Source organism: Paenibacillus melissococcoides (assembly GCA_944800085.1).
Lineage (GTDB): Bacteria > Bacillota > Bacilli > Paenibacillales > Paenibacillaceae > Paenibacillus_B > Paenibacillus_B melissococcoides.
Genome location: CALYLO010000013.1, coordinates 107,898 through 132,193, shown reverse-complemented (window position 1 = coordinate 132,193; position 24,296 = coordinate 107,898). Strand labels below are relative to the sequence as shown.

General features: G+C 54.3%; 18 protein-coding genes. 2 read left to right on the top strand and 16 right to left on the bottom strand.

The genetic code is table 11. The annotated features are described in order from the left end of the window. Positions 1-13: 13 nt before the first annotated feature. From galU to OCY70_RS30780, 5 genes are all read right to left on the bottom strand, one after another. The gene (gene galU, locus OCY70_RS30800; protein ID WP_213429430.1) at positions 14-910 is read right to left on the bottom strand and encodes a UTP--glucose-1-phosphate uridylyltransferase GalU; all 897 of its coding nucleotides are present in this window, start codon (positions 908-910) and stop codon (positions 14-16) included. A 184-nt stretch (positions 911-1,094) separates the two neighbouring features. Continuing rightward, positions 1,095-3,614 carry a U32 family peptidase gene (locus tag OCY70_RS30795; RefSeq protein ID WP_261945318.1) on the bottom strand — a complete coding sequence of 840 codons (2,520 nt, stop codon included), beginning with the start codon at positions 3,612-3,614 and terminating at the stop codon, positions 1,095-1,097. 990 nt (positions 3,615-4,604) lie between these two features. Further along, entirely contained in the window at positions 4,605-6,614 is a 2,010-nt protein-coding gene (locus OCY70_RS30790) for a stalk domain-containing protein (protein WP_213429429.1), read from the bottom strand. Between the two features lie 125 nt (positions 6,615-6,739). Then, positions 6,740-7,849: a S1C family serine protease gene (locus OCY70_RS30785; RefSeq protein WP_261945300.1), complete on the bottom strand. Its 1,110-nt coding sequence runs from the start codon at positions 7,847-7,849 to the stop codon at positions 6,740-6,742. Between the two features lie 162 nt (positions 7,850-8,011). Continuing rightward, positions 8,012-8,215, bottom strand: coding sequence for a hypothetical protein (locus OCY70_RS30780; RefSeq protein ID WP_213429427.1), 204 nt, complete (start codon positions 8,213-8,215; stop codon positions 8,012-8,014). Between the two features lie 322 nt (positions 8,216-8,537). On the opposite strand from OCY70_RS30780, the gene OCY70_RS30775 reads away from it, so the two are divergent. Then, positions 8,538-10,166 (top strand): nitrite/sulfite reductase, encoded by a 1,629-nt coding sequence (locus OCY70_RS30775; protein ID WP_213429426.1) that lies wholly within the window; start codon positions 8,538-8,540, stop codon positions 10,164-10,166. 367 nt (positions 10,167-10,533) lie between these two features. On the opposite strand, the gene OCY70_RS36410 is transcribed toward OCY70_RS30775, so the two are convergent. The 11 genes from OCY70_RS36410 to ltrA form a co-directional block, all read right to left on the bottom strand. Further along, positions 10,534-10,590: a putative holin-like toxin gene (locus tag OCY70_RS36410; RefSeq protein WP_373871491.1), complete on the bottom strand. Its 57-nt coding sequence runs from the start codon at positions 10,588-10,590 to the stop codon at positions 10,534-10,536. A gap of 56 nt (positions 10,591-10,646) precedes the next feature. Then, positions 10,647-11,414, bottom strand: coding sequence for an HAD family hydrolase (locus OCY70_RS30770; protein ID WP_213429425.1), 768 nt, complete (start codon positions 11,412-11,414; stop codon positions 10,647-10,649). A gap of 170 nt (positions 11,415-11,584) precedes the next feature. Further along, positions 11,585-12,814 carry a thiamine pyridinylase gene (gene bcmE, locus OCY70_RS30765; RefSeq protein WP_213429424.1) on the bottom strand — a complete coding sequence of 410 codons (1,230 nt, stop codon included), beginning with the start codon at positions 12,812-12,814 and terminating at the stop codon, positions 11,585-11,587. 68 nt (positions 12,815-12,882) lie between these two features. Further along, positions 12,883-14,124 carry an HAD-IIA family hydrolase gene (locus OCY70_RS30760; RefSeq protein ID WP_213429423.1) on the bottom strand — a complete coding sequence of 414 codons (1,242 nt, stop codon included), beginning with the start codon at positions 14,122-14,124 and terminating at the stop codon, positions 12,883-12,885. A 17-nt stretch (positions 14,125-14,141) separates the two neighbouring features. Beyond that, on the bottom strand, positions 14,142-14,903 hold the full coding sequence (locus OCY70_RS30755) for a class I SAM-dependent methyltransferase (protein WP_261945301.1): 762 nt from the start codon (positions 14,901-14,903) through the stop codon (positions 14,142-14,144). Continuing rightward, complete coding sequence (locus OCY70_RS30750; protein ID WP_261945302.1) at positions 14,851-15,927, bottom strand: thymidylate synthase; 1,077 nt, start codon at positions 15,925-15,927, stop codon at positions 14,851-14,853. Before OCY70_RS30750 ends, OCY70_RS30755 begins: the two co-directional genes overlap by 53 nt. A gap of 18 nt (positions 15,928-15,945) precedes the next feature. Beyond that, on the bottom strand, positions 15,946-16,413 hold the full coding sequence (locus OCY70_RS30745; protein ID WP_213429421.1) for a nucleoside 2-deoxyribosyltransferase: 468 nt from the start codon (positions 16,411-16,413) through the stop codon (positions 15,946-15,948). Positions 16,414-16,522: 109 nt separating this feature from the next. Continuing rightward, on the bottom strand, positions 16,523-17,173 hold the full coding sequence (thiE, locus tag OCY70_RS30740) for a thiamine phosphate synthase (RefSeq protein WP_213429420.1): 651 nt from the start codon (positions 17,171-17,173) through the stop codon (positions 16,523-16,525). Next, positions 17,170-17,982, bottom strand: coding sequence for a bifunctional hydroxymethylpyrimidine kinase/phosphomethylpyrimidine kinase (thiD, locus tag OCY70_RS30735; RefSeq protein ID WP_261945303.1), 813 nt, complete (start codon positions 17,980-17,982; stop codon positions 17,170-17,172). Before thiD ends, thiE begins: the two co-directional genes overlap by 4 nt. Continuing rightward, positions 17,979-18,821: a hydroxyethylthiazole kinase gene (gene thiM, locus OCY70_RS30730; RefSeq protein ID WP_213429418.1), complete on the bottom strand. Its 843-nt coding sequence runs from the start codon at positions 18,819-18,821 to the stop codon at positions 17,979-17,981. Before thiM ends, thiD begins: the two co-directional genes overlap by 4 nt. Before the next feature lie 1,081 nt (positions 18,822-19,902). Continuing rightward, positions 19,903-21,696, bottom strand: coding sequence for a group II intron reverse transcriptase/maturase (ltrA, locus tag OCY70_RS30725; RefSeq protein ID WP_213431462.1), 1,794 nt, complete (start codon positions 21,694-21,696; stop codon positions 19,903-19,905). A gap of 1,253 nt (positions 21,697-22,949) precedes the next feature. On the opposite strand from ltrA, the gene OCY70_RS30720 reads away from it, so the two are divergent. Then, positions 22,950-24,155, top strand: a complete 1,206-nt coding sequence (locus OCY70_RS30720) for an IS4 family transposase (protein WP_261944490.1) — start codon at positions 22,950-22,952, stop codon at positions 24,153-24,155. Positions 24,156-24,296: the final 141 nt, after the last annotated feature.

The window sequence follows — 24,296 nt, the reverse complement described above, 5'->3', positions numbered from 1 at the left end:
AATGGGCCGTTTTCTACTTTGATTGCTGACAAGTATAGTGGCTTGGCTCCTCTATAATATCCGTTAAATAATTCATAAGCTCATCTCGCAATTCAGGCCGTTGTAGGGCATAGTGAAGGGTTGTTTTAATAAAGCCCAGCTTCTCTCCGACATCATGCCGCTCCCCTTCAAAGTGATAAGCCAGCACTTCCTTCTCCTGGCTTAGCTCGGCTATGGCGTCGGTAAGTTGTATTTCGCCGTTTACTCCCTCTTTCTGCTGCTCCAGCAGTTCAAAGATACGCGGTGTTAGGATATAACGTCCCATGATGGCCCAGTTCGAAGGGGCTTGTTGGCGAGCAGGTTTTTCGACGAGTTGTTTGGCACGAAGCAGCCGTTCGTTTATTTGATCGCCTGCTACGACGCCATAGCGGGATACCTCTTCCCACGGAACAGGCTGGACACCGACTATGGGCGCTTCATGTGCATCGTACACGTCAAGCATTTGCCTCAGACACGGCGTATTGGCTTCGACGATATCATCCCCCAGCAACACGGCGAACGGTTCATTGCCTATGAATTTGCGGGCGCACCAAATGGCATGGCCCAAGCCGCGTGGCTCCCTTTGTCTTATGTAATGGATATCTGCCAGTTCGGACGGTTTTTGAACTTCTTCCAGAAGGGCAAGTTTGTCTCGTTCACGAAGCATATACTCCAATTCGAAAATGCTATCAAAATGATCCTCGATCGCACGCTTGCCTTTTCCCGTAACGATAATAATATCCTCAATTCCCGATGCGACTGCTTCTTCGACGATATATTGAATGGTTGGTTTGTCTACGATAGGAAGCATTTCTTTCGGCATTGCTTTCGTCGCCGGGAGGAATCGGGTTCCAAGTCCCGCAGCCGGAATAATCGCTTTTCTGACCTTCACGAAATTTCCCCTCTCTACTTCATTTCTATTCGAAACACCGGTTTCTTATATTGGCTACGCCTATTATATCGCAAAAACGGTAGACTCGCTTCATAAGCAGCTATAGGTGGAGAGTAAAACCTTCCTTCTTAACAAAAAAGCAGGAACCCACGTAATGCAAAGGTTCCTGCTCTAAGCATTTATTTTACTTCACCAACTGCCCGCGCGTCACGCCGAGCTGGTTCGTCGCCTTCAACGTGCGCCATACTTCGGTACCGCTGATCTCCGAACGGAGAGCGCGGCCGTACAGGTCGATAACTTGATGAACCTGTTCCGGCGTCTCTTCCAGGAATTCGACGCGGTAGCTGCCTACGCCCAAGTCCAGGAAGTGGGTAATGTACTCGGCTCCGGACTGCTCAATGGCGTTGTAGACCGTGTTGCGGCAGCCTTCGTCCACGCGGACCGGGTGGGACATGCCGATGCGGTCGCGCAGGGAGACGCGGTGCTCCTCGCACGGGCGGCCGCAGTTCGTGTAATCCGTTCCTTCGCTAAGGAAGGTACAATAAACGCAGTGTTCGGTATGGAACATCGGCAAATGCTGATGAATTACGATTTCGAGCAAAGAGGTGTCCGTATGCCGAAGCATATCGATCATTTGCTGAATGTTCAGGTCATAGGACGGCGTAATGCAATCCAGACCCGAGGCGGCGAACAATTCCACCGTTTTGTGGTTAGCGACGTTCAGCGAGAAGTCGCCGATAAGCCGTGGGAAGGCTTCGCCCCGCTCGGAGGCTTCTGCCTTCGCCTGCATGTAGAACTGCAGCGCGCCGGTATTGCGGACAAGCACCGCGTCCGGCTTCAGCTTTAGGATGTTCCGGTGGTAGCCATTTTCGCCGGGCATATGGATGCGCGGCGTGACGAGCGCGATCGGCTTGCCGGCAGCGCGGCACGCCTCGATGGCGGCCGGGAACTGCTTGATGAACTCGAAATCGGCGTAGATGAGTTCCGCCTCCGTGTTCACGGCCGCCTCCACTTGCGCGAGCGAGCGGCACAGCGCCGTCAGCCGCGCCGTGCCCGGCTGCACCGCCGTGTGCTCCCGCACCGCGCCGCCGTAGACGTCTACGTCGCGGTGCTCGTATACCGGCGGCTTCGGCCGCTCGCCCGCGAGCAGTTCCACCGCCCGGCGGCGGACCGAATTTAGCTCTCGCATCGGCACGATAACGTCGCCTTCCAGGGCGGCGTCCAGCCGCTCGAGCTGATACACCGTTCCGCCAAGGCGGCCGAACTGCTCCTCCAGAAGCGCCTGATCCATCGGGCGCTTCCGGGCCGCTTCCAGCGCCAGCTCCGAATCTACCTGGACCGTCGTGCCCTTCGGCACGTCGGTCCACCAGGTGCGGAGCGGCTCGCCGGCGCGGCCTTCCACGCGCACATGCACGGGGAACACGCGATACGGCTTCTCCGTCTCGAACGTGGCCCGCATGCGCTTGTCCAAGGCCGGGTCGCTCGTCTTCCAAATCCGGTCGCCGACCTTCACCCGCCGCAGGTCGACATCGTGGCGTCCCGGCACGATGTCGACCTGCCAGCCCTCCTGCGCCTCGCCGTCCAACTTGACGCCTTTGCGGCGCAGGTCGTACACGCGGCCGCCCTCCTCCTTCTTCGTCGGGTCGCCCGCGTCAAAGCCAATCCCGTCGCCGCGCTTCAGCGGCGCCTCCAGCTTGCACACGACCCCGTCGCGCAGCACCTGCTCGACGCGGCCGAGATAGACGCCGCGGCTCTTCGGGAACGTGCCGTCCACGAGCTGCTTGTTGTTCGTCCCCTTCAGGAAGCCGTGCGTGAAGCCGCGCGAGAAGCTCTGCTGCAGCTCGCGCACCTCTTCCTTCGTCGGTCCCGTCCAGCGGCCATCGAAATAATCATCGATCGCCTTCCGGTACTTGCCGACCACATTCGCCACATATTCCGGCTGCTTCATGCGGCCCTCGATTTTGAACGATGTCACGCCCGCTTCAATCAGCTCCGGCACGAGATCCAGCGCCGCCAGATCCTTCGGCGAGAGCAAATACGTCACATCGCCCATCGGCTGATGCTCGCCGTCGACCATCATGTCATACGGCAGACGGCACGCCTGCGCGCATTCCCCGCGGTTGGCGGAGCGCCCGCCCCACATTTCCGAGGTAAGGCATTGTCCCGAATAGGACACGCACAAAGCGCCGTGCACGAACACCTCCATCGGAAGCTGCGCCTCGGCCCCGATCTTCCGGATCTGCTTGAGGTTGTTCTCGCGCCCAAGCACGACCCGCTCCAGCCCGTACGGCTTCGTGAACGAAGCCGCCTCCGGCGACGTAATCGTCATCTGCGTCGAGCCGTGAATCGGGAAATCCGGCGAAATCTCGCGAATCAGCTTCACCAAGCCGAGATCCTGCACGATGACCGCGTCGACCCCGGCCGCAATGCAAGCATCAATCAGCTCCTTCGCATCCGCCAGCTCATTTTCAAATACAAGAATATTGAACGTCAAAAACCCCTTCACGCCATAGCTATGCAAAAACGACATAATCTCCGGCAGCTCGTCCATCTGGAAATTGTTCGCGCGCGCCCGCGCATTGAACTTCTCCACGCCGAAAAAGATAGCGTCCGCCCCATTCGCCACCGCCGCCCGCATGCAATCCCAGTCGCCCGCAGGCGCCAGCAGTTCAATATCTTCACGCCGCAGATTCCGGGGCGCCATGCCCGCTTCCTGCATCGCAGCCTTCACGACATCTACGGCTTGTCTATCGTTATGTTGCTTGATTGTCGTCATCACGTTGACCCCCAACCTGAATTCTTCAATTCTGCCTGCTACCCAACAAGGCCAGACATCGAAGATGCCTTACATAGTATAGCGGTCTTTCGGCCAAAACTCCAGTAGCGGCGATATCTTCCTCCCCTGCGGTGACACCATGCGCAGGAACGGCTCTCAGCAAGCTCTATCTGCTATCTGTTATCTGCCATCTCCCTCTTGTCACTCTCCCCCTTGCTCCCTCTAGGGCACCACTTTTCTCTTGCATACCCCCTTATTAGCAGAATTCAGACAAGCGGCGCGTCTCCCTCATAACAGCTCCCGGAATCCGGACTGTTTCAATATCATCCGAGGTCTTCGACCCTGCCTCCGTATATAGTCAATAGGAAGACGCTTCTCTTTCCACCCCCTACCAATAGACAAGCAAAAAAGCCCAAGGATTTTTTCCCTGAGCGACTGGGAGATTGACTCAAAGGACTCAACACCTATACATCCTCCCCATCCTCCCCCTATATCCAGAAAATAAAGCAGCCAACCTCCTCTGCCCTGCCTGGAAAACTGCCGCTGCACTCCATTTCTGCCTTAAGCGCTGCACCTGTCCATCCCCGAAGCCTGTAACGCAAAAGCACTTATTCCCCACTGCCCCCTGAACCGATGGGATATTGATGCTAAGATCACAGCAATCCCCCAACATCCCAACAGCAAGCACCTATAGCTCGCCCCCCCTCAACCCGCTCCAGCCCTTCACTCCCCTCGGCCCATACCTATCCCGATTCCATCGGCTCTCCCGTACCAGGCAACACTCCTCCGCAGTATCGTGGCCGTTACCCCGCGACAACGCTACCCCAAGACAATCCCTGTCCCCACATACAAAAGAGACGCCATGCCATACGGCACAGCGTCATCGCTTCCTCTATTAAGGCGTGGTGTTAAGATGTGTTAAGGCGCGGCGAACCGGAACGAGTCCAGGACCTTTTCGAAGTGAGCCACCATTTCTGGCGTGCGGGATACGTCGTACATCGTGTAGTACAGCGTATATACGTACCCGTCCTTGGCAAGCAGCAGCATATCCGTCGTATACGTGCTGTTCACGCCGGCCGTCAAGCCGATGAACCGGACGCGCATCGCCGGTTGGCCCCGCCAGGTCTTCTTCTCCTCCTTCACGAACCGGATCGACGGATCACTCTCGGACAGGAGGGACTCTTTCCAATAGGCCAACGCCTCCTCTACCGTATCCACATGATTCACAGTCAGCCTGAAATAACTGCTCGGCAAGCTATAGGTCGCGATGTCCCCTTCTTCGAACTCTGCCTCCAACTCTTCCAACACTCCGCTGCCCCGGTAGCCGAGCCACCATTCCGGAACCTTCATCTGGAGTCCCCAGGTTTCCGATGTGCGCTCCACGGTCTTCGTCCACGGAACCCACAGCTCGCTTCCGTCGCCCCAGGCCTCCGGGTCGTCAAGCTGCTCCTTGAACCTCCCGTCGACGCGAACCGAGTCCACAATGCGTTCGCCAAGCTGAACGGCATCGGCACAGTCTGGTCCGGAATATTGCAGGAAAAACTGAACGCCTTCATCGAGAACGATCAGTGTCTTGGAGAAGCGCCAGTCCGTCTCATTATACCGATGCTTTGCCGTCAACAGCTTCGCTTGCTGTCCGCTCTTCAACGTCACATCCTGGACGCCCACCGTCTGACGATGCTCCGGACGGAACTGCTTCTTCATGAATTCCTCTTCCTGGCGAACAAGCGAATCCAGCGTAGCCCCTTCATCCGCCCGCAAGCTATAATACTCCAGTTGAAGCAGTCCCTCATCGGCTGGCGCAGAGAGCTTGTTCCTATTCGGATCCCGCTCCCACGTCACCGGAATATCAACAATGAGTCCGTCTCCCCACAGCGCCATCGAACGGAAGCCGTCCTTCTCCGTGCTGATATCCTTCACCCCCGCTCCGCCAGCCGGGACATCATTCGGGCGGAACGTATTCAGCAGCGGTTCATATTGAAGCAACTGCCGCGGCGACGAAGCGGCTTCATCATACACGTACAGCGTGTAACGTTTGCCGCCGGCACTGAAGACACGGGTGAGCGTCATTACTTCGTCATTGACAACAGCCTGCGCATAAGCCTTACCGTCAATCGTTCCTATACGGGACGACATGAGCGTATCTTCAGCAAACATCTCGGTCTTCATATGCTCAAGCATCTGCTTGCCTGTGGCTTGACCCGCGAACTGATCCGCCAGATGGGCCAGATCGATGGACTGCCACGAATTGATAAAAATCATCGCTTGGGCTTGACCGGACGGGCTCTCCATCACGACGGCATTTTCCTCCGGCGTCAGGAAGCTGTAGCTCCAACCTTTCGGCAGCACCATTGACCAGCGGTGCACATGGTCGCCGATACGCACCGCCTTCGCGCTCACATCAATCGCCGCCTCCGCCAGCACATCGGCACGATTCCAGGTCAGCACGACGCTCTTATCCTTCGCCACCGTAGAAGCGGCTCCAAACGCTTTCGCCAACGGCCCCAGCGGCGCCATGACCGTGCCGCTGACCATTTCCGGAGCGGCGGGCAGCGTCACCGCCTTTCCGTTCAACATCGCCTGCTTCTGCCCAAGGCGCATCCGCACCGTCGTCTTGCCGTTCCCTAACGTGACGACATCTCCCGTGCTCCAGTTCAGCTCGGCCCCGAAGGCCTTCGTAAATACGCTCAGCGGAACCATCGTTGCCCCTTGCTTCACATAAGGCTTGCCTATGGTCCATTCTTCCCCGTTCAGCATTGCCTTCCCGCTGCCCGCCTTCAGCAGCAGCTCCTCCATCACCGTTCCCGCCCGGGTCTGTGCCTGTTCGGCCACAGGAGAAAGCGCCGCCGCCTGCAGCGTACCGCTTCCCGCCGCCGAAGCGGCCCCCATCGCCTGTCCTCCCGCCAGCAGCGCGGCAACTACTCCCATGCATGCGATCCTCCCTAGCATCTTCCCTGTCTTGCTCCGTTTCATCCTACAGTCTCCCCTCTTTATACGTTCCTGTCGTCCATATCATCAGCATCCCTGCCCGACGGGGAAAGGAACGGCGAACCTTACCCTTCTGCCAGCGTGATCGGCCTTTCCACGAGCTCCCCGTCCGACTGCATCGTAAGCGATACCCGTTGTCCGGGCAGCCGCAGCTTGAGCGCTTCATTCACATCCGTCATCGTCATCACCTGCCGCCCGTTGACGGCATACAGGATATCACCTTCGTGAATTCCGGCCTTCTTAGCCGCCGCGCTTCGCACCGCCATCACCTGAAGCGGTTCCGCTCCCGGCCGCCCATTAGAGGCAGCCCCGTGCTCCTCCAGCTCGAGGCCGAGATCCGCGCGCTTAATCTTGCCATAGTTCATGAAATGACGAATCGCCATCTCCACCGTATCCGCCGGAATGGCGAACCCTATGTTTTCGATGTCAACCTTCGCCAATGTAAACGTGTTGATACCGATGACTTCCCCTTTCATATTAATAAGCGGCCCCCCGCTGTTGCCCTGATTGATCGCCGCATCCGTCTGAATCAGCTTATAGCCATAGTCGAGAATGACTCCCGCCCGTTCGATGCCGCTCACGATACCTGCCGTCACGGAATTGCGCAGCAGCATCGATTCCGGCGTTCCCATAACAAGGACCGGGGCACCGACCTGCGGCGCCTCCTTCACGAACGCGAGCGGCTTCAGTCCGCTGGCCTTGATCTGCAGTATCGCCAGATCGATCGCCTCGTCGGCATACCATTTTTTAACCGAATACACCGTTCCATCCGAGGTAACCACATGCGGGTCCAAGGCTCCTTCAAGAACATGCGCATTTGTGACAATCCAGCCATCCTTGCGCACAATGACGCCGGTCCCATGCCCCCATACCTCTCCGTCCTCCCTCTTTTTCGTGCTTATAATTGAGACGACCGACGGACTGACCTTTTGAATGACAGCGGCAAGATCGTTCGGCGTGTAGCTGTACGTTTGCGTCTTCGGATTGTACTTCCCCTCGCCGCCGAACCTGTCCTGCATCGCCTCTGCCTGAACATATACCTTGCCGTCGACGCTGATGGCCTTCATCGTTACCGCATCGGCAGCATGCGCCGCCGGCGGCGCCGCCCCCCACAGGACCGCCAGGGCCAGCACGCCGCAGCACAGCCTCTTCATCGTGACATGATCTGCTCTCATACTCTTCTCTCCCTTTTTTGCCAAAAGACCTCATCCTCCCGCCAAAACGGGAAAAAAAGCCCTTTGATGATCTCCATCAAAGAGCCTGTCTATCGGCTGTTCATTTGTGTACGGTGCTCGGGACCCCCATTGAAACCGTCAACGTTATTATGTACCTGTGTTTTACCAACCTGAAATCATCTTCACGTCTGCAATCAAAAAGACAATCAAGCTGACAAGCGCAAACCCAATCGCGAATTTATTGCGCGGATGCTGCTTGATCTGACGGATTACGGCCCAAATCAAGATTAACGTAAACACGATCATAAAGACGTCAAAAAATTGAAACAGACTTTCGGTCTGTTCAGTTCCTTCGGCCAGAAACATGGTGCGACCTCCCTCTACACGCGCATTTTACCTATCTTTCCCTATGTTATATTTACCCAGCAAGAGTTGCAATACTTCTCCTCTAAATTTAACAAGATTGTCACGAAATTTTCAAGTTTTTTGGGGCAGGCGCCATTTACAGATGAACCATATCATAGCCCGAGCCTCCCGCCCGCACTTTATAACCGATTCAAATGGGATTCATTAGAAAAAATGATTCCTGTTTTTATTGTCGCTTCGGAGAAAATATGGTACGATGTCACCAATAAATCATACTAATTACATCGGAATTATTATTTTTTAGAGAGCGGGGGATATCATAATGGCGTACGAACCGGTATGGATGAAGGACCCTTCGAAGCTGAACAAGTTTGAATTGATTAAGATGGAAAAGGACGGGCTGGACGTCATCCGCGACATCATTGAGACCTACTCGGTACAGGGCTATGAGTCCATACCGGAGGACGACAAAAACCGGTTCAAATGGGCCGGCGTCTACGAGCAAAAGCCGAAGGACGGCCATTTCATGATGCGCATCCGCATCAATTCGGGCATATTGCAGACGGCCCAAGCCCGGGCTTTGGCGGAGATCGCCAGACTGTACGGAAGGGGGCTGATTGATGTGACGACGCGCCAGGCCGTACAGTACCATTGGCTGCGCGTCGAGCATCTGCCGGATATTTTCAAGCGGCTGGAAGCCGTCGGCTTGTACTCCTATGAAGCTTGCGGCGACTGCCCGCGCACGATCGTCGGCAACCCGCTCGCAGGCATTGACCCGGATGAGCTCATGGACACGACCGAATTAGTTAATGAGGTGAATGATTTCTTCCTGCTGAACCGGGATTTCTCGAACCTGCCGCGGAAATACAAAATGTCCATTTCATCCAACATCTATAATAACGCGCATGCGGAGATCAACGACCTCGCTTTCACCCCGGCCACTAAGCAAATCGACGGTCAGGAAGTGATCGGTTTCCACGCCTGGGCCGGCGGCGGTTTGTCGGCGAAGCCGTATCTGGCGCAGCAGCTCGACCTGTTCGTCCGCCCGGAAGAGGTGCTCAAGGTCGCCGTCGGCGTCACGACCTTGTTCCGGGATTACGGGTTCCGCGAGAAGCGGCATCATGCCCGCCTGAAGTTCCTGATCGCCGCTTGGGGAATCGAGAAATTCCAGGCTCATCTGGAGGAGCTGATCGGTAAGCTGCCTTCCCGGGGCGAAGACCGGATTGCCGGCTGGCGGGCCGCTTATTTCGATGGCGTCCATCCGCAGAAACAGCCGGGTCTTTACTATATCGGCCTGAACGTTCCCGTAGGCCGGCTTGACGCGGAAGAGCTTGAGCAGCTCGCGGACGCGGCGGAACGGTATGGCGACGGCACGCTGCGCACGACGATGTCGCAGAATATCATCCTGACCGGCATTCCGGAGCAAGCGCTGGACACGGTGCTGGCGCTGCCGGTGCTCGAGCGTCTGACTCCGTATCCGCGGCCGTTCATGAGCCGCACCGTCTCCTGCACGGGCAACGAGTTCTGCAACCTCGCCATCGTCGAGACGAAGGAACGGGCGCGGCGCGTAGCCCAATACTTGGACGACCATGTCGGCGATTTGAACGAAAAGGTGCGGATTCATTTCATCGGCTGCCCGAACTCCTGCGGCCAGAAGCATGTCGCCGACATCGGCCTGCAAGGCTCGCTCATCAAGACCGAACAGGGCATGGTCGACGCCTTCGATATCGCGGTCGGCGGCATCCTCGGTCCGGGCGCCCGCTTCAATACGACGCTCAAGGGCCGGGTCCGGGGCGACGACGTGCCTTACGTCCTGGAGCAGCTCCTCCGCTTCTACAAGCAGGAGCGGAACGGACAGGAATCGTTCCACGCCTTCTTCCTCCGCGTCGGCGCGGAAGCCTTCCAGCAGAAGCTGACCGAAGTGCTTGCTTCCCACGCGCTCACGTCGTAGGGGCTAACCCGGGGAAGGCCAGCAATCGCTGAAGTCTATCTTCCTATTTATGTTTATCTATGGTTTTGTAGCGACATGTTTATTTGGAACAGACCATGAATACACTAAAAAAGACCGCAGATGCGGGAACATCTACGGTCTTGCAATAGATTGCCATCTAATGCACGTTCAAAAAGAACGGTTTTCAGCACCGAGAAGGTTGCTTGAACTCGAAGAAGGAGCAGCGGACTTCGAGAGTGAACGCTAGATTCGATGCCGAGCGACATCCTCAATTACGTCGTGATCAAAAGCGGACTTTTTGAACATCTTCTATGCGCGCGCGCATGATTCAGACAGTAGACCTCCAGGCCGACAAGCTCAGGGAGGTCTACTTCTTGTTAGAGAAGGACAGCAGCGCAATCACGAACAATCCGAATGTAATCATCTACATTACACAACAATCCCCCTCTTCCGCGCTCCCGGAATGAGGGGGTATTTGTGCTATGATTCCAGCCCGATCTCATCATAGGCGCGAATCATCGCATCGGCGGCGGCCGGCGCATCGGCGAAGGCGCGCTCTTCATCGATGAAGATGTTCAACGCCACGCCGGCGCTGCGTCCCATCTCCATGTCGCCGACCGAATCGCCAATGACGGCGACTTCCTCGGGCTTCAACCCGATCTCGCGGCAGGCCAGCTCGACCATGTCCGGGAATGGCTTGCCCCGCTCCACGCAATCGTCACCGATGACCGCATCGAAATAATGGCGAATCCCCATCTTCTCCAGATGCTGCTCCGACGGTCCCTGGTCATCGGCCGTGACGACGGCCAACGTCAGCCCCAACGCCTTGCAGCGCTCCAGAAAAGCGACGGTGCCGGCAATCGGCACGATGTTGGCTTGCTCGAGCACCTGCTCGTTCGCGTTCTCGAAGACGGCGGTAACGCGCGGCAACGCTTCATTCCACGGCACTCCCGTCCGATGCAGCAAATACGTCGCGATGCCGATCATTTGCGACGGGGAGCCCATCGCGAGCGCTCCCTGACGGTCATGCCTCCGAATCGAACCATTCTCTTCGATGATAACTCCTAATATATATCCAGGCTGCTCCGGCAGGGAGCCGCCCTCTTTTTTCAACTCTTGCTCCAGGTCGTGAAGCACCTTCTCGGCCCACCAGCCCCACAAGCTCATAAATTGCAGCAGCGTGCCGTCCTTGTCGAACAGAATGCCGCGAACCTGGGCGTTGCGATCTCCGGCCCTCAACTGAACCATCTGCATCAACCTCTCCTCTGTATTGACAACTACATTCGGCGCCGGGTCCTTTTTTCCTCTTTTCAAGGGCCGCTTTTGCCGGCTTATTCAGTAGCATCTCCTCTCCCGAATAACGCACAACAAAAATCCCCCTCTCCCGTACACGACGGTTGGAGGGGGATGCGGAAGCTTTAGCTCGCCAAGCTCGACACGTCCGTCAAGCCGAGCGCTTCGGGAAGTACTCGCTTGGCGTCTTTTAGCCACGTACGAACTTCAGGTCCGAGCCTGAATACTCGATTCGACGGGTTGTTCACGATACGGGCCAATTCGGAATAAATCGGATAATCCTGCATCAACGCTTTATATACCTGATGCCGGGCTGGCAACAGATACTGCGGATATTGGCCGTCGGCCTGCGGGCGCAGAGCTTGCTCTACCGTATCCGCGGAAGCCATGACATTCGCCAGTTTTTGGGCCAGCTCCGGATGGGCCGTCCTCGAGTTCACGCTCACGACATCGCTGTAGAACAGAGGAATGTCCTGCCCGGCCGACGAGGAAATCGGCTTGAACCGGACTTGTTCCGTATAGTCGCCCATGCGCATCATCGACTCGCTGTAGCCGACGAAGGCTCTGCCGCTTCCTTGCTCGAACCATGATGCCCTTACATAGGCGTCGCCGTCCTCCGGCACATACTGCGACGGCTTCTCGCCCGCCATATCAATCAGCAGCCGCAAGCCGCGAATGACCTTGTCATTCAGCGGATCCAGCCGCGGAAGAATGTCATATTCCGTATACTGGCCAGTCACATCGATAAGCGCCTCCAAATACATGCTTGCTTTTGTGGTCCCGCCAGCCATATTAATTAGCAAGCCCTTATGCTTGGGAGGCGGAATCTGCTCGGTGGGGTTGGCTCCTATTTTTTTGTACAGCTCATAAATGTTGTCGACTTGCCCTAGCTTCAAATCGCCATTCCGGTAAAAAAGCAGGTTCGTGCATAAAATTTGCGGGAGGCCGTACACCTTGCCATTGCGCTTCGCCCCTTGCAGAGCAAAAGGGATCACATCCCCCGCCTGGTCGATATCTTGGCTGCCGAAGGGCAGAAGATACCCCGCATCGACAAAATCGCTTAAAAAAATCGAATCCAGCACGAATACATCCAAATCTTCCGGCGGATCCGAAGAGTAGGAATCCCAGTCCGTAAACTCCAGCTTGACGCCAGGCTCCTGCCGCTGCCACTGATTAAGAACGGCCGCTTGGAAACGGGCAGGATCCGGCACGTACGGATAGACCGCCACCTTGAGCGTAATATCCGAAGACGCATCGGAATGGGCCGCCCCGGCTCCGGCCGGACTGACAACGATGAGCAGCAACGCCAGCATAACCATCAATGGTTTATAAATGAAGCCTTTTACCTTTGACATTTCCTTCTCACCCGCTTCTATTAATATGGAACGTATGGAACGCGCCACCCTCACTTAATAGATTCGTTCTAACGGAAAATGCAAAGCGATTCCTCCGCCAAGGCATCCGCGATCCACCGGGGGTGCATCGCGAGCATAGGTTCCGGCAGCCGGTCCGCCTCGAAATAGTTCACATCCAACGTCTCGTCCCCCGTTCTGACAAGCGCTCCTCCCACCGTTTCGCAGCGAAAGCAGGCCGTCACGAACTGAGTGGCCGCTCCATCCGGATAGGTGAATACTTGCGACTCAGGATCGGAGTATAGGCCGACCAACCGCTTGACTTCCACCTGCAATCCGGTCTCTTCGCGGATTTCCCGCACGATGGCCTCCTCTACGCTTTCTCCCCGCTCCACATGGCCCGACGGGATTCCCCAGCAGCCGTTATCGGCCCGCTTCATCAGGAGGACCCTGCCCCGCTCGTCCATGACAATGCCCGCCACTCCAGGCTTGATTTCATCCGGCCAAGGAAAAGCCGGCGGGACCCAACGCTCCAGACGCAGTCCTTCATCCCACAGGCTGCGAAGATCAGGAAGAATCGCATCGGGCTTGCGGTAATCCCGGGCAGACGAATACCCGGTATACGGCCCGCTCGAGATAAGAACGGCCGAGATACCCATCCGGTGAGCGCCCACGATATCCGTCTCGGGCGTATCCCCGAACATGACGGCCCGGGACCAGTCCTCCGCCTGATGCAGCGCCTTCTGGAACATATAAGGATAGGGCTTGCCTACGATATAGGGCGTTTTGCCCGAAGCCATCTTGATCGCTTCCACGACCGTCCCGACCGCCATCATCGGGCCATCGGGTCCCGGGAAGCTCCAATCGGCGTTCGTGGCGACGAACTGGGCGCCATTCGCGATGCGCGTCACCGCGCTTTGGATATCCCGCAGCGTCAGATCATCGCTCCAGCCGACCACGACGGCCTCGGCGTCATTGACGTCCACAATGTCGAGGCCGGCCTCCCGGCATTCCCGCTCGAGATGCTCATCCCCGAGCACATAGACAGAGCCTGCCTGGCGTTCCCGCAGGCAGCTTGCCGTTGCCCAGCCCGAGGAGATAACATCATCCTTCGCGGCTTCAATGCCAAGGCGGTTCAGCCTGGCTGCCGTCTGCTCCCGCGTCATGCAGGGATTATTGGTCAGGAACCGGGTCGTCTTCCCTCCGGAGCGCAGCCGTTCCAGCGCTTCGACCGCGCCGGGCAGAGCCTTCGGCCCGACATAGATGACACCGTCCAAATCAAACAAAAATACGTCAAATGCATCGAATAACACGTCGTTCCTCCTTACATTCACGCCTCTTTGACTGCCCGGTAAATAAGGAAGGGCGGATAATCCCGCTCCATTTTCCATTGGTCGAAGCGGCTCTCCTGCTCGATTCTTCTTAACTCATCCGGCGGAATATCGCGTAACGTGGGCTCTATACATTCGATATGCCCGAAGCCGGCATCCTCCAAAAGCTCGCGGTACATCTCCTTGGGCCAATGGAAATCATCGAGAATCATATCCTCGCCGTTCGGAAGATGCAGCCATTCTTGCCGGGCTTCGCCATGCTCGTAGGCTTTCCCCGGAACCCCGTTGCGGAACGTCGAGAAATCAATCCCCGTCGAATCCGGATGCGTATCCAAAATGACGTAGGATGCGCCCGGAGCCAGGACCCGGTGAATCTCACCGATAATGCGCGCGATTCGCTCTCGGCTGCTCGTATTGATGAAGACATAGCAGGTCATGGCTCCATCCACCGAGTTGTCTTCCAGGAACGTTAACCGATCCAGCTCGATGTGACGGTAGTCGACCCGGGGGTGAGAGCGTTTTTGCATGGCGATATCGAGCATATGCCTCGATTCATCCACAGCGACCACCTGCACGTCGGCCGTTTCCGCCAGGCGATACGCCACTTTGCCGGGACCGCAGCCATAATCCAGCACCCGCTTGCCCGCGGGAACGGTCTTCAATAGATCGAACACGAAGCGGAACCCCAACGTCTGCTCCAAAATGTCGTTATACGCCTCGAACTGCTTCGCCACATCCTCTTCCTTCCACGAAGTCTGCATCGGACTCCCTCCTATTTCGTTGATGCTCGAAAAGCGGCCGCGCCGCCTGATGCGGCCATTTGTAATGCAGCAGCCGCTGATAGAGCGGACACAACGCACGGAGCACGGAAGCATCCGCCGGTCTCCGATAAGCGATAGACTGGTAGAAGCTGAACAGCAGCAGGACCTGCTGCCAGTAAGCAGGCAGATCCAGCGCCTCGATGTCTGGACCTGACAAGGCTATGCGGTCTTCTCTCAATAGCGATTCATATTCCAGAACCGTCTCCAGATAAGGCCAAGGATTGCCGGAAGGCATGACCGGAAATTCGTCCCACGGCCCCTTCGTGCCGGATGCGGCTTCAGCCAGGACTCTCTCCACCGCCTCGTCATCCGGCTGATAGATATGTACCGAACCGACAACATGGTAATAGTCGCCCAGTTCCAACCCCAATTCTCTCGCGAGCAGCTCCTGCATGAACGTGAACGAGAACACGTCGCTGACCATCACCCGGAACGCATCGTTCGCGCGCATATAGGCGATCGCATACAGCTTCTGCTCCCGCACGAAAAATTGCAGCCCCAACGTGCAGGAAACATCGATATTGGCGGCTCCAATCACCTCGTTAGCGTCGAAAATTTGAATAAACGCCCGCTTGGAATCGGGATCATCCCGGCCCAGCAAGTGCGCGATTCGCTGCCATTGATTCACCTGGCCGGTTGCGAAGCGGAATATTTTAGGCCCGTATGCCGTTCCGGTAAGCGTCTGGCCGTTCATCGAGTACTCGCTCATTTTTCGATTGTAGTAACCGATAAAGTCCAGATCGTCCCTGGCAGACAAGTACCACAGCGCCTCGGCAAAATTAAATACGATATTCGTGCGGCGGCTCGCCAAATAACAAACGCGCTCTACGGGATTCGCAAGGGCGAATTGATAATTCAGCCGCTCGCGGCTCTGATGGCCGCGCGGCGCATTGCGGAACTGCGGCTGGCTGCGGACGGCGTCCAGCGCAGCCAGATAAGCATCGTGGAATCGGTCGAATCGCACTTGCTTCTCCCCTTTCTACTATGAAATGACGAACATCCGCTCCAATTCCGATAGATAGTCTTGTTCCTCCCGGTAATAGAGGTACGTTACGTCCGCCACCTGGCCTAACCCCCGAATAAGGAAGGCGTATTCCTTCCCCTCCTCCAGCAGCAAAATGATCGGCTTGCCAAAAGCGGAGGCCCAGCCAATCTCGATGTGCGTTCCCGGAGAAGCCGGGCAGCCGGGAAAGGCGACGAACAGATCGCAGGCGCGTATTTCTTCGAAATCGATGGCCGTGCACTGATCGGGCGTCATGAAATCTTTTCCCCAGCCCTCGCGTTTATGGGCATTGTGAACATCATAATTTCTCGTTTCAAAAAAAGAGATGAGCTGAATCAGCCTGCGTTTTTCATTCTCCTGCATGCAGCCTGTTTTCGCGTCTACCAAGCTCTTGAATGGCCCTGCCAAAAACAGCTTTTTCGTACCCGCTTCCTTCACGACACTCATCTTGGCTTCCACCTTCCCCAAAAAATAAAACGAGTCAATGTCAAGACGCTCCCGCTCTACCCCTGCGCTATGCTTGCCGCGGCCCGGCGGCTCGCTTGCCCTGGTCCGCTTACGGCCCCAATCGGCGGAAGTTGGCCGCCGTCCCCCGAATATCATCCGCGCCGGTCAGCGCCGAGATGACAGCAATGCCATCCGCGCCCGCTTCCAGGACCGCTCCGGCGTTCGTAAGCGTTATCCCGCCGATGCCGACGAGCGGCACATCGATGCCCGCCGCCCGGATATCTCCGATGATAGAGGGACCCTGCGCTTCCAAGGCATCTTCCTTCGATTGGGTCGGATGAATGGGGCCGACGCCCAAATAATCCGCCCCCTGCTCTACCGCCAGCCGCGCCTCCTCGACCGTGTGCGCCGATACGCCGAGCATGAGGCCGCCAATACGGGACCGCACGCGGTCGGCCCGCTCATCCTGCTGCCCGATATGGATGCCGTCGGCGCCAAGCTCCAAGGCCAGCTCCAGGTCGTCGTTCACAATGAACGGAACGCCATACCCCTTGCACACCGCTTGCAGCTCGGATCCCAGCCGCCTCTTATCGCCGCCAGTCAATGCGCCTCTCCCCTTCTCACGGTATTGCAGTACCGATACGCCGCCCGCCAACGCTTCTTCGGCCACCTGAACCGGATCCATCCGGCAGTTCACGCTGCCTATGACCAAGTAAAGCCGCAGATAGGCGCGCATCTGCTCCGGCCGGACTCTGCTCATGAGCGCACCGCCCTTCTGCGGCCGTAAGCCCAATGGTTGGTCGGCCCATGGCCTTGACCGATGCCGAGCGTCTCCTCCAGCGCAGCCTGGATGAACGCGCGGGCGGTTGCGACGGCATCGGCGACGGATGAGCCCTTGGCCAGCTCTGCCGCCATGGCGGCGGAGAAAGTGCATCCGGTCCCGTGCGTATGGCGGGTATGCACCCGCTTCCCATGCAGCTCCGTGAAATGCGTCCCGTCATAGAGCAGGTCCGTAACACGCTCTTCCCCTTCGCTGTGACCGCCTTTGATGACGACGTATGCGGGACCGCAATCGCTAAGCCGCTTGGCAGCCTCCCGCCGCTCCTGCATCGTTCGAATCGGCATGCCCGTCAGCGCCTCGGCTTCGGGGATATTGGGGGTGACGACAAGAGCGTGCGGAAGGAGAAGTTCCTTCAACGCTTCGACCGCTTCCTTTTGCAGCAGCTCGGATCCGCCCTTGGCAATCATCACCGGATCGACCACGACGGCCTTCCAACCGAAATGCACGATGCGGTCATCCACCGCCGCAATAATCTCCTTATTGAACAGCATGCCTGTCTTGACGGCGTCCGGAGCGAGATCGGAACCGATCGCGTCCATCTGCCCGATGACAGCCTCGGCCGGAATCGAGTACACCCCGGATACGCCCAACGTATTCTGGATCGTGATGGCCGCAATCGCCGACATCCCGAATACGCCGAGTTCCTGGAACGTCTTGATGTCAGCCTGAATCCCGGCTCCCCCGCCGCTGTCCGAGCCGGCAATCGTCAGTGCCTTATATATGGTCATCGCGCTTCACCTTCCTTTGCAAAAGAAGGCTCGAACGGACGCACTTCCGTATGAGCCTTCAGCGAATCCCGGTTCAAGCGGGACAGCTCGTCCAGCAGCGCAATCTGGAAGCTTCCCGGTCCGTCCGCTTCCGTCCGCGCCGCCGCTTCGTAAGCAGCCGCTGCGTAGAAGGCAAGCCCTGCGGCTCCCGCCAGCAGCACATCCCGCTCCACGGCGGCAAAAGACCCCAGCACCGACGTCAGCAGGCAGCCCGCGCCCGTGACCTGCGCCAGCAGAGGATGTCCGCCCTTCACGATATAGCCGGCTTGTCCGTCGGTAATGACATCCTCCGGTCCCGTAATGGCAACGGCCGTATGCAGGCTGCGGGCAGCGCGAACCGCCAGCTCCACTCGCTCGTCCTCTGCCGAGTCCCCTGCATCCACGCCTTTGATGACGCGCTGCTCGCCAATCAGATTCGCCAATTCCGAAGCGTTGCCGCGGACAAGAGACACTTGAACCTCGCGCAGCACGCGCAGCGCAGACGCCGTCCGATAACGCGTCGCCCCCGCTCCGACCGGATCGAGCAGCACAGGGACTCCATGGCGATTGGCCGCCTGTCCGGCGACGATCATCGACTCTATCGTATCCTCGGAGAGTGTGCCCAGATTGAGCACCAACGCCCCGGCGATAGCCGCCATGTCGGCCACTTCTTCGCGCGCATACGCCATCACAGGCGACGCCCCCAACGCGAGCAAGCCATTCGCCGTAAAATTCGTCACCACCACATTCGTCATATTATGAACGAGCGGTCGATCTTGCCGCAGCTTGTCGATCAGCGCGGACACTTGATGTACCATCATGATCCATCCAACCTTTCTCACGAGCGGGAGCTTGGCCAAGGCTGATAGAATAGAGTCTTTTCACTGATTGCTGGACTGATAGAGAAAAACCATTGCAGGAAATGTGTAGAGAACTGAACATAACAAGCACGAACATTCTTCTCGCTGGACGAGAACGATCATTCCACTCGCTAGACATGAGGTGATATGAAGCAGTATCAAAAAGAAGATAGAAAAGATGATGGCTAGACATTTGATAACAAATAACATATGCGAACAACATGCATGGCCACCCCATACATGCTCCCTCATGTTCGCTTTCCTACGCTGGCATTATCCAACAGGTTCAATCGGTCAACAACAGACTAGTTGTACTCTCAGCTTGCTTCCGCAGGCTCCCGCTAGTTATTTTGTTAATTTTGCACATTACTTATTTCCACTTCCATATTATAGGTTGAAAATGTAAAAAGCAACGACAGATTTGTGAAGGTTAAAAACCCCCTACTCTGACTCCCTCCCGGAAAGTAATTCGACATAACTGGAATGGACAATCATCGGGCTTATACTTCTCTATTATTCTCCTTACGACCACTCTCCCATTGCGTCAGGATCGCACTCGGTTAATCTTTCGCTAACCCATCGCGCCAGGTAGTCACCTGTTCTTATCTTCAGTATCCCATCCTGTCAGGCAGCTCTAGGCTCTTGTTTTCGCTATCCCGTCGCGTCAGGTTTCTCCGGGCTCTTGTTTTCGCTATCCCGTCGCGTCAGGTTTCTCCGGGCTCTTGTTTTCCTATCCCGTCGCGTCAGGTTTCTCCGGGCTCTTATTTTCACATCCCGTCCCATCAGGTGGCCCCGACCTCTTTGTGCTCACTCCCCCATCGCATCAGGTAACCCAGAGTTGATAAATCGAATTTCTGACCGCAAGGGAGAATGCGAATAGGATTAGACTTATAACAAAATAGGGCAACTGAGCCATAGGGATTTTGACCGTAAGCCTTTCAATAGGTATAGGTAAGGCTTTGAATAGCTCGCCACCTTTTCCCCACCTCCACACCGTGCATGCGACTTTCACCGCACACGGCGTTCCATCTTGCTACTTGAATTAAACAACAGTGCCCAAGTTACTCATTTTGCGGTATTGGTTTACCTTTTTAATCATGCTGCCTGTTAGGCCAAGCATGTTTATGAGTTTCATAATCGTTTCCTGGTTTGTGGCATGAATAAGTGTATGGACATCTTGATGAAGGATCCTCAGGTTATTGTAGCTGTCATCTCCACCAAGGTAAGTTGGAAGATAATGATGACAGTGCACATCGTCTGCATAAAGGAATATACCTGTGATCTCGCATTTTCCCATGACCATACTGTACCTACTAATCCGATTATCCAAGTATTCTGCACTGCGTTGAGGATTGTCTGATTTCATTAATATAATGATTTCTGATTGTACAAATCCAACCAGTTTTCTAGTAATCCTCTTCCGCCCCTCGACAGTAAATGGAGTTATCTCTTGACTGAAGTTCAGATTGTTAGAGGTAGTTACATCTACTATCGGGTATAAGTAGACTCCATCCACCTTGAACGTGCGATAACTGGTTGAGTAAAACTTCCTATATGTCGGAGGTGGATTATCAGGATGTTCGTATTTACCAGCCCGTTTCAAACGATTATAAGTGAACTTTTTCAGGTCATAGGCAAGTCGTGAGAACTCAATGAACACATGCGTTGCTTTCCTAAAGTAATTGTGAATCCCGAGAACAAAACTATTGAATTTGTGCACATTACCGGCTGAGGGTGATTGTTGAATATGTTGAATAAGTTTCTTATATTGTATCTTAATCTGTTGTTTTTTCTTCTCAATCACACCGGTATGTGCAACTGCCTTTTTCCCCTTCATTGTAGCTTTAATTGTAAAGCCGAGAAATTCAGATTTCTGTTTCCTCAAATTCAGAATTTTTGATTTCTCAGGGGAAATGTCCAACTTAAGGCGATCTTTCAAATAAAGTTTTACGGCATGGAACCATTTTTGGGCCGTTTTCCAATCACGACAGAGGATTTTGAAGTCATCGGCGTATCTGACGATGAATCCTTCTTTAAGCTTTGACTTCTTAAGAGCATTATATTTATTCCTCTTCGTATATGCATGTTTTGTTTGGAAATTCTCCCATTGTCCAGCTACCCAAGTATCAAGATCGTGCAGTGCAATGTTAGAAAGTAAAGGGGATAAAATTCCTCCTTGTGGGGTTCCTTTTACAGGAGTACCTTCACCTTCTATTACAGCTTTTAGCATTCGACTGATAATCCGTAAAACCTTACGATCGTGTATTCCAAGATTCCATATCTGCTTTAGCAAGGTTGAATGATTAATGTTATCGAAGAATCCTTTGATATCGATGTCTACGATAAAGTGAAGTCCCCCGTTATTAATCAAAAATTGAACTCTAGCCAATGCATTATGGGTGGAGCGCAATGGTCTGAACCCATAACTATGTTTATAAAAGTGCGCCTCGGCGATTGGTTCAAGTACTTGCTTAAAGCACTGCTGTATTAGCCGATCTAGAATGCATGGAATTCCCAGTGGTCTCTTTCTCCCATTAGGTTTTGGAATAAAGACCCGTCTAACCTTTTTAGGTTGGTAATTCTTAAGTTTTGTTTTAACAAGGTTCACAAGATCGCTGTCTGTCATTGTTTTAAGATTCTCGATTGTTTTGCCATCTGTTCCTGCTGTTTTAGATCCCTTATTTGACTTGATTGTACGGTAAGCAAGAAGGATATTTTCTCTTGATGTGATTAGTTCATAGAGACGTTTGAATGTTTTTCCTTGCTTGGCCTGCTCGTGTAAGTCTGTAAAGGTATCTGTTAGATTATAGTAATCCCAATAACGCAGAGCCTGTATTGTGGCAACCCCCTTGCAGAGATTGTCCCCACATTCATACCCGACCGATACAGTTCACTTTTGGAAAGTTGTTGTCAAGTAACAAGACTCAGGGCTGTTCCTCCACTTCTATTACGGAAGTTTCATTGGTCGTGCCCCTACTCTCACAAGGGTAAATGCATTTCGGTGTAACCTTATAGCAACCGTCTTGGACGGCAGTCCATTGTTGCAACGTCCCTTGCTTTCCTTGTTCCTTCTATCCTAGCTATGCATACTGCCCTTAGGTGACTCCTTTGAACCTGCAAGCTTGATACCGCCATTGTTCGGTATAGCGTATTTCCTAACATGTAATTGTACTTTACGCCACTTGCCCCAACATTCATTGGTCAACATGTTTCCATGAGGTAGGCATTTAGATTCTTACATTCGGAGTTTCGTCAGTTCCCCTTTGAACATTCTCACCATAGGCAATTTTTCAGCCGTCCGGCATATCAGTAAGCATACCTTCCTTGATTGGTGGCTCCAGCTTCCTTCTGCCGACTTCACCTAGCTTCATACCTCATGCCCTGCCGAACAAGACGCATGTAGGAGTCTCAACGGAACAGTTTTGGAAAACATGGATTCCTCATTCCTGTTCTCGGATAGAAAGTTAGACTTTTCTTTATAAAGTCCTTGCTTTTCCTGAAGTTATTCAGTTATAGCAAAACAAGTCGCACACATACTGCCACCTGTCTGAGGCGCAGGAGTTGTCCGTAAGTTTCCAGTAATATTGCTACTTCCCTGAGGCGCGAGGAGTTAGCACATAAGGCTTCAATATACATATAGTCGTCAAGCAAAATAATGCCCCTTCTAACATTAAAAAAGGGGCTGTCCAATAAGTCAAAGAAAAATGAGGGAGGACAGGACGGGACAGCCGCGAATTGCGGAGGTGGGGAGACGGTGAGATGTGACGAATGTGGAGGTGGGAGAGTGGCGGCGGGACGAGCGGCGGAAGAGGGGGAGGCAGCGAATCCTGCATATGTGCAGAAATTTACGCGATTTCAGCAGCGATCTGATGCCATTCCTGCAAAAATGCATCATTTTCGCCGATTTTTTCTTTCAATCCATTGGTATAGCCACTAGCCTTGCACCAAACCTGACATGAAAAATATATTTCTCATTAATTACTTTTTCTTCAATTTATTGATCGATTATATCTGGTAACTCATAAAAAAATCTCCTAATGTTGAAGGATAGGCATGTTACCCATTCCCTCACCAAAAGGAGAAAAGACCATGGGTAATATACCAGATCAGACCGTCATTTGTAAATGCCTAAATTTGATTCAGCTCTCGGACGACGAATTCCCAATCTTCAATTATCGACGAAAGTTTACACTCGTGAGAGCGATCAAACTACTCATTGATGCTCAATTGAATAAACGCACGGACCTCGAAGATATCTGCAACGCGTTGCGTGCGAACGAACAGCTGCAGCAGGCGATCCACTTGAAATCCATTAGCGCTTCCCAACTCGTACGTACACTCAGAGCGTTGCCTTTACCGGTGTTGCAGCAGCTATGGATTCAAGTGACACAACGTTTGCAACAACTTTATCCGAAGCAGGGTATCCCCGGCATCGGGAAACTGAGCATTGTCGATTCAACGGTACTTACACTCCCTGATGTCGCTGGAAAATGGGCCTACTGCTCCAAACACAGCAACGGGGTAAAGATCCACACCAAACTTGCTGTTTGCGACCCGGATACCGTCTATCCCGAAAACATTGTTTGTTCCACACGAGGCGTTGCTGACAGCGAAGTGGCTTTGGATCTGGTGATCGATAAAGATGCCATTCATGTTTTGGATCGCGGGTACATCACATATGGTCACTATAAGCAGTGGCTGGATGATAATCTACGCTTCGTGGCACGCATTAAGAAAAGCAACAAGACGGCGATCATCTGCGAGCACGAGATCGATGAAACGACGCCTGTGGTGCGTGATGCTGACGTGATCGTGAGCTACAAGGATGAAGAAGGCCATGTGATAGAAGCCCAGCTCCGGTTAGTGGAGTATACCGATGAGAAGAACCGCCAGTACCGTGTGCTTACGAATGTCTGGGATAAGTCCGCAGCCCAAATCTGCGAGATTTATCGGCGCCGCTGGATGATTGAATTATTCTTTAAATGGATGAAGCAACATATGAGCTTAGTCCATTTGTACAGTTTCCATCCAGAGGCAGTATGGAACCAGATTTTTTTAGCCTTCATCGCATATGGTTTAGTCATGTTGGTCCGGAAGGAGGCTGACACCACTCAAACGCTATGGTCATTTCTAAAGCTGCTTCGGGTCTATATGAATAAAACGTGGGATCAATTTTTGATGGCACTGCACCGCAAACCAACCAAGCACTCGAAGGGCAGGCGGAAGAAACGAAAGGGTGGTCGACCACGAAAACACCCAAAGCAATGTAAGACCGTTAAAGTGGTGATTAAATAGGTAATAATGGCATATTAACATTTGATGGTAACATGTTCCTATGGTTTAGGAGGAGATCGACTTTTGGCTTTGCTAGGAAAAAAGAAACTGTAAATATATATAAATAATGATTATTAGTTCCGTATCTGGAGTTTAAAGTCT